General features: G+C 69.9%; 10 protein-coding genes. 9 read left to right on the forward strand and 1 reads right to left on the reverse strand.

Annotated features, from left to right (window positions below):
* Positions 1–32: 32 nt before the first annotated feature.
* Entirely contained in the window at positions 33–1,292 is a 1,260-nt protein-coding gene (locus ABZX30_RS06390) for an MFS transporter (RefSeq protein WP_355929558.1), read from the forward strand.
* Between the two features lie 116 nt (positions 1,293–1,408).
* Positions 1,409–1,906: a hypothetical protein gene (locus tag ABZX30_RS06395; RefSeq protein ID WP_355929561.1), complete on the forward strand. Its 498-nt coding sequence runs from the start codon at positions 1,409–1,411 to the stop codon at positions 1,904–1,906.
* Positions 1,907–2,014: 108 nt separating this feature from the next.
* Here ABZX30_RS06395 and ABZX30_RS06400 read toward each other — a convergent pair whose 3' ends face one another.
* Entirely contained in the window at positions 2,015–3,481 is a 1,467-nt protein-coding gene (locus ABZX30_RS06400) for a CCA tRNA nucleotidyltransferase (protein ID WP_355929563.1), read from the reverse strand.
* A 279-nt stretch (positions 3,482–3,760) separates the two neighbouring features.
* Here ABZX30_RS06400 and ABZX30_RS06405 point away from each other — a divergent pair, with 279 nt between their 5' ends.
* The 7 genes from ABZX30_RS06405 to trxA all read left to right on the forward strand — a co-directional run bounded on the left by ABZX30_RS06405 (position 3,761) and on the right by trxA (position 13,409).
* The gene (locus tag ABZX30_RS06405; protein WP_355929565.1) at positions 3,761–6,124 is read left to right on the forward strand and encodes a DUF6049 family protein; all 2,364 of its coding nucleotides are present in this window, start codon (positions 3,761–3,763) and stop codon (positions 6,122–6,124) included.
* Positions 6,125–6,170: 46 nt separating this feature from the next.
* Positions 6,171–8,528 (forward strand): murein biosynthesis integral membrane protein MurJ, encoded by a 2,358-nt coding sequence (murJ, locus tag ABZX30_RS06410; RefSeq protein WP_355929567.1) that lies wholly within the window; start codon positions 6,171–6,173, stop codon positions 8,526–8,528.
* 119 nt (positions 8,529–8,647) lie between these two features.
* Entirely contained in the window at positions 8,648–10,357 is a 1,710-nt protein-coding gene (locus tag ABZX30_RS06415; RefSeq protein ID WP_355929570.1) for a protein kinase family protein, read from the forward strand.
* Positions 10,358–10,408: 51 nt separating this feature from the next.
* Positions 10,409–11,098 carry an RNA polymerase sigma factor SigM gene (gene sigM, locus ABZX30_RS06420; protein WP_355929573.1) on the forward strand — a complete coding sequence of 230 codons (690 nt, stop codon included), beginning with the start codon at positions 10,409–10,411 and terminating at the stop codon, positions 11,096–11,098.
* Positions 11,095–11,898, forward strand: coding sequence for a hypothetical protein (locus ABZX30_RS06425; RefSeq protein WP_355929575.1), 804 nt, complete (start codon positions 11,095–11,097; stop codon positions 11,896–11,898). The genes sigM and ABZX30_RS06425 overlap by 4 nt, the downstream gene beginning before the upstream one ends.
* Before the next feature lie 170 nt (positions 11,899–12,068).
* Positions 12,069–13,037, forward strand: a complete 969-nt coding sequence (gene trxB, locus ABZX30_RS06430; protein WP_355929577.1) for a thioredoxin-disulfide reductase — start codon at positions 12,069–12,071, stop codon at positions 13,035–13,037.
* A 42-nt stretch (positions 13,038–13,079) separates the two neighbouring features.
* Positions 13,080–13,409: a thioredoxin gene (trxA, locus tag ABZX30_RS06435; RefSeq protein WP_355929580.1), complete on the forward strand. Its 330-nt coding sequence runs from the start codon at positions 13,080–13,082 to the stop codon at positions 13,407–13,409.
* Positions 13,410–13,436 lie beyond the last annotated feature (27 nt).

The raw sequence follows: 13,436 nt of genomic DNA on the forward strand, positions 1-13,436 counted from the left end.
CGGGGACCTTCCCTCATGTGAGGCTGTGCCCCATGCCCGTCGTCCGTGACCTGCGCGTCCTGCTGCGCCTACGTGACTTCCGGCGCCTGCTCGCCGTGCGCCTGCTCTCCCAGGGGGCCGACGGCGCCTACCAGGTCGCGCTCGCCGCCTACGTCGTCTTCTCACCGGAGAAGCAGACCTCGCCCGCCGCGATCGCCTCGGCCATGGCGGTGCTGCTGCTGCCCTACTCGCTGGTCGGCCCGTTCGCCGGGGTCTTCCTGGACCGCTGGCGGCGCCGACAGGTCCTCCTGTACGGCAATCTGCTGCGCGCCCTGCTGGCCGCGGTCACCGCCCTCCTGATGGCCGGCGGCGTCCCGGACGCCCTGTTCTACGTCTCCGCGCTGTGCGTCACCGCCGTCAACCGCTTCGTGCTCTCCGGCCTCTCCGCGGCGCTGCCCCGCGTGGTCGACACCGAGCGGCTGGTGATCGCCAACTCCCTCTCGCCGACCGCCGGGACCCTCGCCGCGACCGCGGGCGGCGGTCTCGCCTTCGCCGTACGGCTGGCGGTGTCCGACTCCGCCGCGACGGTCGTCCTGCTGGGTGCCCTGCTGTACCTGTGCGCGGCCCTCATGTCACTGACCATGGCGCCCGGCCTGCTGGGACCCGAGCGCACGCCGAGCCAGCCGCGCCTGCGCGCCGCGCTCGCCGGCACCGCACGTGACCTGCTAGCGGGGGTACGCCACCTGGCCGCGCCCACGCGCCGGGGAGCGGCCTGGGCGCTGGCGTCGATGACGCTGATGCGCTTCTGCTACGGCGCGCTGCTCGTCATGGTGCTGATGCTGTGCCGGTACGCCCTCTCCTCAGGCCCCGATGAGGGGCTCGGGCTGCTGGGGCTGGCCCTGGGGTCCTCCGGCGCGGGCTTCTTCGCCGCGGCCCTGGTGACGCCCTGGGCGGCCGGGTGGCTCGGCCCCGAACGCTGGATCGCCGTGTGCGCCGGGGCCGCCGCGTTGCTGGAGCCCGCGCTCGGCCTGCCCTTCGCCACCGGCCCTCTCCTGGTCGCGTCCTTCGTCCTGGGGCTGATCACCCAGGGCGCGAAGATCGCCACCGACACCGTCGTCCAGTCGTCCGTCGACGACGGCTTCCGAGGCCGAATCTTTTCGGTGTACGACGTTCTCTTCAACGCCGCATTCGTCGGTGCCGCGGGCGTGGCCGCCCTCATGCTCCCGCCGGACGGCCAGTCGGCCGTGCTGGTGGTGCTGGTCGCCGCGGTCTACGCAGCGGTTGCTGCCGCTATGGCCCGCTTTGAGCGCTGATAAGTGTCACATCACGGCTACAGAGGCCCTCTGGGTTACAGGGTTGTCAGTGGCAACCGCTAACTTACGTGGGTCTTATTTCGCCATGTGCATCACGTTCCAGGGGGGACTCCCGAGTGACTACTCCGCCGCCGCAGGGCCAGGTTCCGCACCCGCCGCAGGGCCAGGCGCCCTACCCGCCCCAGGGTCAGGCTCCCTATCCGCCTCAGGGTCAGGCCCCGTACCCGCCCCAGCCCGGCGTGCCCTACGCACCGGTGCCGCCGCAGGCCCCCAAGCGCAAGGTCAGCTTCAAGACGATCAAGAACATCGTCATCGTGGTGGTCGCCCTCGGTGTGGCCATCGGCGGCTACGTAGCCAGTCGGGACGACGCCAACACGGCGAAGGTCGGCGACTGCATGCACCGCGGCAGCACGAGCGACACCGACCCGGACCTCGAGGTCGTGGACTGCGGCTCGGCGAAGGCACAGTACGTCGTGCTCGCCAAGATCAAGGGGACGTATTCGACGGAGACCCTGGCGTCGAGCAAGTGCGAGGCCGCGGCCAAGGACTTCAAGTACACGTACACCGAGAGCGGTGACGGCAGCGACTTCTTGCTCTGCCTGAAGGACAAGTAAGGCGCATACCGAGAGGGGCGGTGTTTCACGTGAAACACCGCCCCTCTCCATGTCTCGGCCGCATACGCCGTGCGTGTTTCACGTGAAACATGCACCGCCTGCACGGTCTCAGTTCTGCTCGACCCACCAGTCCTTGAGCGCGGCCACCGCGTCATCGTGCCCCATGGGCCCGTGCTCCAGGCGAAGCTCCAGCATGTGCTTGTACGCCTTACCCACGACCGGGCCGGGACCGACCCCCAGGATCTCCATGATCTGGTTGCCGTCGAGATCCGGGCGGATTGCGTCGAGCTCCTCCTGTTCCTGGAGCTGGGCGATGCGTTCCTCCAGGCCGTCGTAGGCACGGGAGAGCGCGGCCGCCTTCCGCTTGTTGCGGGTCGTGCAGTCGGAACGGGTCAGCTTGTGCAGACGACCAAGGAGCGGGCCCGCGTCGCGAACATAGCGACGGACCGCGGAGTCCGTCCATTCCCCGGTGCCGTAGCCGTGGAAGCGCAAGTGGAGCTCGACCAGGCGGGAGACATCCTTCACCAGTTCGTTGGAGTACTTCAGGGCCGTCATGCGCCTTTTGGTCATCTTCGCCCCGACCACCTCGTGGTGGTGGAAGGAGACCCGGCCGTCCTTCTCGAAACGGCGCGTACGCGGCTTGCCGATGTCGTGCAGCAGCGCCGACAGCCGCAGGGCCAGGTCGGGGCCGTCCTCCTCCAGCGCGATCGCCTGCTCCAGGACGATCAGCGTGTGCTCGTAGACGTCCTTGTGCCGGTGGTGCTCGTCGCTCTCCAGGCGCAGAGCGGGCAGCTCGGGCAGCACATGGTCCGCGAGGCCGGTGTCGACCAGCAGCGTCAGCCCCTTGCGCGGATACACGGAAAGGATCAGCTTGTTCAGCTCGTCCCGTACCCGCTCGGCCGACACGATCTCGATCCGTCCGGCCATCTCCTTCATGGCGCCGACGACCTCGTCGGCCACCTCGAAGTCGAGCTGAGCGGCGAAGCGCGCGGCCCGCATCATCCGCAGCGGATCGTCGGAGAAGGACGCCTCAGGCGTGCCGGGAGTGCGCAGCACCTTCGCGGCAAGATCCTGCAGCCCGCTGTGCGGATCGATGAACTCCTTCTGCGGCAGTGCCACGGCCATCGCGTTCACCGTGAAGTCACGCCGGACGAGGTCGTCCTCGATGGAGTCCCCGTACGACACCTCGGGCTTGCGCGAGGTGCGGTCGTACGCCTCCGACCGGTAGGTGGTCACCTCGATCTGGAAGCAACGATCGGCGTCTCCGGCACGGGCGTTCTTCTGCGCTCCCACCGTGCCGAATGCGATCCCGACCTCCCAGACCGCGTCCGCCCAGGGCCGCATGATCTTCAGGACGTCCTCGGGCCGGGCGTCGGTGGTGAAGTCCAGGTCGTTGCCGAGCCGGCCGAGAAGCGCGTCCCGGACCGAGCCGCCGACCAGGGCGAGTGAGAATCCCGCCTCCTGGAAGCGGCGGGCGAGCTCATCGGCGACGGGGGCCACCCTCAGCAGTTCGCTCACCGCGCGCTGCTGCGCCTGGCTCAGGGCGTTGGGGGTGTCTTCGTTGGCGTTCGGCACAACAGAAGAGGGTACGCGGCCCGGCCGCTCCACAGCGCCTCCCTTGAGCACAGGGGAACAGAGGGATGTCTTTCCTCACAAAGCCTGCCTTTGCCGTGTACGCCCTTTCTCCTCTTGATACGGGAAATAGAGGGCGGAGCGGCGGGCAATCCAGGGCGGGCCGGCCAGGTATTCCGATCTTGTGGAGCAGACCGCGGCACTTCCCCTCAGCGCACATCGTTACCATGCGTGGACGCACATTCCGACGACCACTGACGACGACGAGGGACGGGCGAGCGCGTGGCCGAGGCGGCAGACTTCCAGGGGATGAGTCCCTCACCTGCCCGCCGCTGGCTGCGGCGCACCGGAGCACTGCTCGCCGGGGCGCCGCTGCTGGCCGGCCTGCTCCAGCTGCCCGCCGCCGCTCCCGCCCAGGCCGCCGCCTCGGACACGGTGGACGTCTCCCTGGACTCCCTGAGCCCCAGCACGCCCACCGACGGAGACACGCTGACCGTCTCCGGCACGGTGACCAACAAGGGCAAGCAGACGGTCAGCGACGCACACGTCGGGCTGCGCGTGGGTCCCCAGCTGGACACCCGGTCGGAGATCGACGCCACCGCCCGTCACTCGGACGATCTGCAGACCTCCGTCGGCTCCGAGGTCGGCGGCAAGTACGTCGAGAAGTTCGCCAAGCTGACCCCGGGCGTCGCGGAGCACTTCAGCATCTCCGTCCCGGTCGACAAGCTCGACCTCGGCCAGGCCGGCGTCTACGACTTCGCTGTCTCGCTCTCCGGCCGGACGACCGCCCAGCCGTGGGACCAGGTGCTCGGTATCCGGCGTACCTTCCTGCCGTGGCAGCCGGACGAGGCCGACACCCGGACCAAGACCACGTACCTGTGGCCGCTGATCTCCACCGTGCACGTGACGGCGAAGACCGGCGCCGGTGAACAGCAGACACCGGTCTTCCTCAACGACGACCTCGCCAAGGAGCTCTCCCCGGGCGGCCGCCTGGCACAGATGCTGGCGCTGGGCAAGGACCTCGACGTCACCTGGGTGATCGACCCGGACCTGCTGGCGTCCGTGGACGCGATGGCGGGCAACTACAAGATCCAGGGCCCGGACGGCACCACCACGGCCGGCACCCATCAGGCGGTCGCCAAGCAGTGGCTCGCCGGGCTGCAGGAAGCGGTGGCCGGCAAGGAGGTCGTCGCCCTGCCGTTCTCCGACCCGGACCTGGCCTCCCTCGCCCACCACGGAACGAGCGTCACAGGATCGCTGAGCCACCTGAAGGACGCCACCGACGTCGCCTCCCTCACGGTGAAGACCGTGCTCCACGTCACACCGAGCACCGAGTTCGCCTGGCCCGTGGACGGCGCGGTCGACCCCTCGATCATCAAGGTCGCCACCTCCGCCGGCGCGGACAAGGTGATCGCCCGCAGCGACAGCCTCCAGGAGACCGGCGGCCTGACGTACACGCCCTCCGCCGCCCGCCCGATCGGCGGCGGCACCACGGCGGTGGTCGCGGACGCCCGGCTGTCCACGGCGTTCGAGGGCGACCTGACGACGGCGGGCAGCGCCACGCTCGCCGTGCAGCAGTTCCTGGCCCAGAGCCTGGAGCTCGGCCGGCAGACCGACAAGCAGCGCAGCATCGTCGTCGCCCCGCAGCGTCTGCCGTCCGCCGGGCAGGCCCAGGCGATGGCCCAGGCGGTCACGGCCCTGCAGGAGAGCACCTGGAGCCAGCCGCAGGATCTCGCCGCCGCCGCCAAGACCAAGCCGGACGCCGACGCCACCACGCGGATCCCGTCGACGTCCGCCTATCCCTCCTCGTTGCGCAAGCAGGAGCTGCCGCGGTCGGCGTTCGAGCAGATGGCACGAACCGAGGACAAGCTCGAGAACTTCAAGGTGATCCTCACCAACCAGTCCCGGGTGGTGACCCCCTTCGGGCGGGCACTGAACCGTGAGATGTCCCTGTCGTGGCGGGGCCGGAACGGCAAGGCGGACAGCTTCCGGCAGGGCGTGGAGAACTACATCGACGACCTCGCCCAGCAGGTCAAGCTGATTCCCAAGTCGGAGACGAAGCTCTCCGGTCGCAGCGCCACCATCCCGGTGACCGTCCAGAACAATCTCGTCCAGGGCGCCGACCACCTCATGCTGCGGCTCACCTCCACCATGCCGACCCGTCTCAAGATCGGCGGCAAGGCCTACATGGAGCAGCGCGTCGCCGTCTCCGGCGGGCACAGCCAGTCCGTGAAGTTCACCACGTCGGCCAACGCCAACGGCCCCGTCACGGTGATCGCCCAGCTGTACACACAGGACGGCCAGAAGTACGGCAGGGCGGTTCAGTTCGACGTGAAGGTCACCGAGGTCACGCCCACGGTCATGCTGGTCATCGGCGGCGGTGTCCTGCTGCTCGTGCTCGCCGGATTCCGCATGTACACCCAGCGCAAGCGCGCGGCCGCCCGGCAGACCGAGGACGCCGGCCCCCACGAGACGGGGAACGACACCGAGGGCCCGTTGAGTCCGGAAGGGGCCGGCGACCGTCTCATGGAAGAGTCCGACGCGCGCACCCGGGCGGGCGACCCGGAGCAGCCGAGTGACCCGACACCGGACACCGCACCGGAAAGCACCGACCCGTCCGGGACGGGTGAGAGAGTGGACCGTTGAGCGATGTCGTGGCCGGTGGGCCCGGGGACGATGAGGTGGGGCAACCATGAATTCGCCGTACGACGGTGACCGCGGCCAGGCCGCGGCCGGCTCGGGCTACCCCGAGCCGCCCGAGCCCGGCCAGGTGCCGCCGCAGCACGGGGCGGACATGTACCTCCAGGACGCCTACGACCAGGACCCCTACCGGGCACAGGACCTCTCCGCCCAGGACCCGGTCGCCGAGGCGCTGTACGACCGTGCCGCCCACCCCCCGCCGCCCCCGGGCACCTACCCGCAGCAGCAGCCGTACGCCCAGCCGCCGCAGTCGCCGTACGCTCCCGACCCGCGCCTGTGGGCCCAGACCCCGGCACCGGAACCGTCCGGTCCCACGCAGCACCTGCCGTACGGCGACGACCCCCGTACCACCCAGTTCGTGGGCGTCGACGACCTGGTGACGCACTCCGGCGAGGAGCACCACCAGCCGGACGCCTTCGCACACCTCTTCCGGGACCAGCAGCAGGGCAGTGGCCGGCCGGCGACGGAGCCCCCGCCCGTACCGGGCCCGGCCGCCGCGCCGGGCGGAGCCCAGGCACCCGCCGGGCAGTACCCCGCAGCTTCCTACCCGGCCGCTCCGCGGCCCGGCCTCGAGGCGTACGGCGCCGCTTCCCACCCCGCTGCACCCGCCGGCGGCGCTGCCGCCTCCGCGCCCGCTCCCGCCGCCCCCGGCGGCCCCACGGGCCCCGGCCAGGAGGCGACCGCTCCCGCCGCTCCCGTGGCCCCCGTCGGGAAGAAGGGCGGCAAGGCGGCCGGCCTGCTGAAGTCCAGCGCCGTCATGGCGGCGGGCACGATGGTCTCCCGCCTCACCGGCTTCGTCCGCTCCGCGCTCATCGTCTCCGCGCTCGGCCTCGGCCTGCTCGGCGACTCCTTCCAGGTCGCCTACCAGCTGCCGACGATGATCTACATCCTCACCGTCGGCGGCGGTCTCAACTCCGTCTTCGTCCCCCAGCTGGTGCGGGCGATGAAGGAGGACGAAGACGGCGGCGAGTCGTTCGCCAACCGGCTGCTGACCCTCGTGATGGTCGCCCTCGCCGCACTCACCGCGCTGGCGATGTTCGCCGCGCCGCTGCTGGTGCGGATGCTGTCCAACTCCGTCGCCACCAACCCGGCGGCCAACGAGGTCGCGGTCACCTTCACCCGCTACTTCCTGCCCTCGATCTTCTTCATGGGCATCCACGTGGTGATGGGTCAGATCCTCAACGCGCGCGGGAAGTTCGGCGCGATGATGTGGACCCCGGTCCTGAACAACATCGTCATCATCGTGACGCTCGGCATGTTCATCTGGGTGTACGGTTCCGCCGCCAACTCCCACATGACCGTCACGAACATTCCACAGGAGGGGCAGCGGCTCCTCGGCGTCGGTGTGCTGCTCGGCCTGGTCGTCCAGGCCCTGGCCATGATCCCGTACCTGCGTGAGACCGGATTCCGGCTGCGGCTGCGCTTCGACTGGCGGGGCCACGGCCTGGGCAAGGCCGCGATGCTCGCCAAGTGGACGGTGCTGTTCGTCCTCGCCAACCAGGCCGGCGCCATGATCGTCACCCAGCTGTCCACCGCCGCCGGCAAGGACTCCGCGGTCGCGGGCACCGGCTTCGCCGCCTACGCCAACGCCCAGTTGATCTGGGGTCTGCCGCAGGCCATCGTCACCGTCTCCCTCATGGCGGCCCTACTGCCGCGCATCTCGCGCTCGGCCGCCGAGGGCGACGGCGGTGCCGTCCGTGACGACATCTCACAGGGCCTGCGCACGACCGCGGTCGCCATCGTGCCCATCGCCTTCGGTTTCGTCTCGCTCGGCATCCCGATGTGCACGCTGATCTTCGGCTCCTCGGGCACCAGCGAAGCCACCAACATGGGCTACATGCTGATGGCCTTCGGACTCGGCCTGATCCCGTACTCCGTGCAGTACGTCGTCCTGCGTGCCTTCTACGCCTACGAGGACACCCGCACCCCCTTCTACAACACCGTCATCGTGGCCACGGTCAACGCGGGCGCCTCGGGAGCCTGTTACTTCCTGCTCCCCGCCCGCTGGGCCGTGGCCGGCATGGCGGCCGCGTACGGCCTCGCCTACGCGATCGGGGTGGGCGTCGCCTGGAAGCGGCTGCGCAAGCGACTCGGCGGCGACCTGGACGGCGCCCGGGTCACCAGGACGTACGCGCGGCTGTGCATCGCTTCCGTACCCGCCGCGCTGCTCAGCGGTGCGGCCTGCTACGGAATCGGCCACACTCTCGGCCAGGGCGTGCTCGGCTCCTTCGCCGCGCTGCTGGCCGGTGGCGCGGTCCTCCTGGGGGTCTTCTTCGTCGCCGCCCGCCGCATGCGCATCGAGGAGCTCAACTCCCTCGTGGGCATGGTGCGCGGGCGTCTGGGGCGCTGAGGCGGGGGTACGCGCACAACCATCGTTCGCCGCCGCGTGTCGTGCATAGCGGCGGACTGTGGGCACAATTGGTTTCGGCGTCGGACAGGGTGCAACGGATGGGGAGGCAGGGAACGACGGTGGCGGAACGTAGCACGGCTGCCGTCGACGTGGCAGACAACAGCGGTGACGAGCCGCTGACCGCCAAGGCGGACCAGTCCACGGCCGACGGGGTGGCCCAGAACCCGGAGCGGGACACGGACAGCGACGAGGCGGAGAGGAGCGGCGGGACGAACGGTCCTGAGAAGACCTCGCCCACCGAACTGCACAGCGGTCACAAACTCGCCAGACGCTACCGTCTCGAGGAGTGTGTCACCCGTCTGGACGGATTCAGCAGCTGGCGAGCGGTGGACGAGAAACTCCGCCGTGCCGTCGGCGTCCACGTCCTGCCCGCCGATCACACGCGAGCCCGTTCGGTGCTGGCCGCCGCACGCTCCTCCGCGCTGCTCGGCGATCCCCGCTTCGTCCAGGTCCTGGACGCCGTCGAGGAGAACGACCTCGTGTACGTCGTGCACGAGTGGCTGCCCGACGCCACCGAGCTGTCCACCCTGCTGGCCGCCGGACCGCTGGAGCCGCACGACGCCTACCAGATGGTCAGCCAGGTGTCCTCCGCCATGGCGGCCGCCCACCGTGAAGGCCTCGCCCATCTGCGCCTCAACCCGAATGCCGTACTGCGCGCCTCCACCGGCCAGTGGCGCATCCGCGGCCTCGCCGTCAATGCCGCACTGCGCGGCATCAGTTCCGACACCCCGCAACGCACCGACACCGAGGCGATCGGCGCCCTGCTGTACGCGGCGCTGACCCAGCGCTGGCCGTACGAGAACGACGCCTACGGCCTGTCCGGCCTCCCCAAGGACATCGGTCCGATCCCACCGGACCAGGTGCGGGCAGGTGTCCACCGCGGACTGTCCGAGCTCACCATGCGGGCACTCGCCAACGACGGTGCCACCGCCTCCCGGCACGAGTCGCCCTGCACCACGCCCGAGGAACTGGTCAAGGCGATCGGTGAGATGCCGCGCATCCGGCCGCCGGAGCCCGCTTTCACGCCCCCTCCCGAGTACCAGCGCACGACGTACCAGCAGGGCACGTACGGCCGCCCCGCGCCGCGCCCCGGCGCCTCGCAGCCGCTCACGGCCCCGCCGCCCCCATTGCAGAGCCGCACCGGCAAGGCCCTGAAGTGGGCGGTCTCCGCCCTCCTCATCGCCGCCCTCGGCCTGGGCAGCTGGCAACTCGCGGACGCCCTGATGGACCAGAGCGGCACGTCCGACGACACCCCGTCCACACAGAGCACCGACGGCGGCGACAAGGGCGGCACGAAGAAGCAGGCCGCCTCCGGCAAACCGATCGCCATCAGCAAGGCCTGGGACTTCGACCCCTTCAGCACGGACCACTCCGAGAAGCCCGCCGACATAGGGAAGGTCTACGACAACAGCACGGCCACGTACTGGCAGACGGACTTCTACCTGAGCGCGAACTTCGGCAACCTCAAATCAGGCGTCGGCGTCATCCTCGACCTCGGCAAGGTCCAGCAGGTCGGGAAGGTGACCGTCACCTTCCAGGGAGACACGTCGGTCGAGCTCCGTAGCGCCGCGAGCGCGGACACCGGCGCGCGGCCCACGTCCTTCTCCGAGTACACCAAGGTCGCCGAGGGCTCGGGGACCACCGTGGTACTCAAGCCCGGGAAATCCCTCACGTCGCGGTATCTCCTGGTATGGCTGACCAAGCTGCCGCTGCAACCGGACGACGGCAAGTGGCGCGGCAGGGTGGCGGACATCAAGGTGACCAGCTGAGGCTGGATTCCCGTCCGGAAGTCCGTAAGGTTGCCCCCGAGGGAGGGGCGGATGGCAGATGGCGCCGGCTACGGCGACGCGAAGGACGAGGAACTCCTCGCCCGACACGTCGAAGGGGATCCCGACGCCTTCGGGGAGCTCGTTCGGCGGCACCGGGACCGGCTGTGGGCAGTGGCCCTGCGAACGCTGAGAGACCGCGAGGAGGCCGCTGACGCGGTCCAGGACGCCCTGGTGTCGGCCTACCGGGCCGCCCACACCTTCCGGGGCCAGTCGGCCGTCACGACCTGGCTGCACCGGATCACGGTGAACGCCTGCCTGGACCGCGCCCGCAAGGCGGCCTCCCGCAAGACCGCACCCGTCGACGACACCGAGCGCCTCGAGCAGCTGCTGGAGCCGCACGAGGCCGCCTCGGGGCCCGCCGAGAGAAACGACCTGCACCGCCAGCTCCTCGAAGCCCTCGGCACCCTCCCGCCCGAGCAACGCGCCGCCCTCGTCCTCGTGGACATGCAGGGCTATCCCGTCGCCGAGGCCGCTCGTGTCCTGGACGTGCCCACGGGCACGGTGAAGAGCCGCTGCGCCCGCGGCAGGGCGAGACTGCTGCCACTGCTCTCCCACCTGCGGCCGGAGAGCCCCGGCGAGACGAAGGAACCCGGTCAGGTGGGGAACCGGACACAGGGGGCATCCGTCCCACCCGCAGCGGGACCTCAGGACACGGTGAAGGGCGGAGGTGGGCTAGCGTGAATTCCACGACAGACACGGCCGGGCACCCGGACGTCGAGGAAATCTCCGACCTCACCGAGGGTCTTCTCCCGCCGTCCCGGACCGAGGACATACGACGCCATCTGGAGGAGTGCGATCTCTGCGCGGAGGTCCACGCCTCGCTGGAGGAGATCCGGGGGTTTCTCGGGACGTTGCCCGAGCCGGCCCGCATGCCCGCCGATGTCGCCGACCGCATAGACGCCGCTCTCACCGCCGAGGCGGCGGTGACGCGTGTTTCACGTGAAACACCGGCCCCGGCAGATCGCCCTGCCGGACGCCCGCAGGCGGCCACCGGGCCGGGCCGCAAGGATCACGGACGCGGGCGCCGTCGCCGGACCGTCGTCCTGGGCGCCGTCCTCACCGCGGCCGTCCTGGGCGCAGGCTCCCTCTTCCTTCAGTCCCTCGGTAACGACTCTCACTCGACCGCACAGGACCGGCAGACGACCTCAGCCGGCACCTTCTCCGGAAGCGACCTCAGGAGCCAGGTGGACGGCCTCCTCGCGGCGAAGAAGAGTTCGCCACACGGCTCCGAGAGCGCCAAGACCCTGATGCAGCCCTCCGTTCCGGTCCCGGACTGCGTACGCGACGGCATCCACAGCAACGGTGACGTCCTCGGAGCGAAGACCGGTACCTACGAAGGCAAGGATGCCTTCCTCGTCGTGGTGTCCGACACCTCCGACCCCACCAGGGTCACGGCTTACGTCGTCGACGCCGCGTGCGTCAGCCGGCAGCCGGCCCCGACGGGCAAGGTACTGGCGAAGCAATCCCTCGCACGTCCCTGAAACCGGGCTGCTTCCTCGTGGCCCAGCGCGGTTATCCGTGCCGTGGGGGAACCCCCGTGTGCCCGGCCACAGCGGGAATGCGCGCCCCTTAGGATCCGTTGGGTGGGGTGAGGGCTCCGAAGGTGCTCCCACCGGTCGAATGACGCAGACCAGAGACGAGGAATCAAGCCGTGAGCGACGTCCGTAACGTGATCATCATCGGCTCCGGGCCCGCCGGCTACACGGCGGCGCTCTACACTGCCCGTGCGTCGCTGAAGCCGCTGGTGTTCGAGGGCGCGGTCACCGCGGGTGGTGCGCTGATGAACACCACCGAGGTGGAGAACTTCCCGGGCTTCCGCGATGGCATCATGGGCCCCGAGCTCATGGACAACATGCGTGCCCAGGCGGAACGCTTCGGGGCCGAGCTGATCCCGGACGACGTCGTCTCGGTGGACCTGCGCGGAGAGATCAAGACCGTCACGGACACCGCGGGCACGGTCCACCGGGCGAAGGCGGTCATCGTCACCACCGGCTCGCAGCACCGCAAGCTCGGTCTGCCGAACGAGGACGCCCTGTCCGGCCGCGGCGTCTCCTGGTGTGCCACCTGTGACGGGTTCTTCTTCCGCGAGCAGGACATCGCCGTGATCGGCGGTGGCGACACCGCGGTGGAGGAGGCCACCTTCCTCTCCCGGTTCGCCAGGTCCGTGACCATCGTCCACCGCCGGGACACCCTGCGCGCGTCCAAGGCCATGCAGGAGCGTGCCTTCGCCGACCCGAAGATCAAGTTCGTCTGGGACAGCGAGGTCGCCGAGATCCAGGGCGGCCAGAAGCTCTCCGGCCTCAAGCTGCGCAATGTCAGGACCGGCGAGCTGTCGGACCTGCCGGTGACCGGTCTGTTCATCGCGATCGGCCACGACCCGCGCACCGAGCTGTTCAAGGGCCAGTTGGACCTGGACGAGGAGGGCTACCTGAAGGTCGCCGCCCCCTCCACCCACACCAACCTGACGGGTGTCTTCGGCGCCGGTGACGTGGTCGACCACACCTACCGCCAGGCGATCACCGCAGCCGGCACGGGCTGCTCCGCCGCCCTGGATGCCGAGCGCTTCCTCGCCGCCCTCGCGGACGAGGAGAAGCCCGAGCCCGAGAAGACCGCCGTCTGACCCCCCTTCCACCCCACCGCACGCACCAGTGAGGAGCCACCCGTGGCCGACCTGAAGAACGTGACCGACGACTCCTTCGAGCAGGACGTCCTCAAGAGCGACAAGCCCGTCCTGGTGGACTTCTGGGCCGCCTGGTGCGGTCCGTGCCGCCAGATCGCTCCGTCCCTCGAGGCCATCGCCGCCGAGTACGGCGACAAGATCGAGGTAGTGAAGCTCAACATCGACGAGAACCCGGGCACGGCTGCGAAGTACGGCGTCATGTCGATCCCGACCCTGAACGTCTACCAGCACGGCGAGGTCGCCAAGACCATCGTCGGCGCCAAGCCCAAGGCCGCGATCGTCCGCGATCTCGAGGACTTCATCGCCGAGTGACGTTTCACGTGAAACACGAATGGGCCA

This window comes from Streptomyces sp. NPDC004542 (assembly GCF_040610035.1).
Classification (GTDB): domain Bacteria; phylum Actinomycetota; class Actinomycetes; order Streptomycetales; family Streptomycetaceae; genus Streptomyces.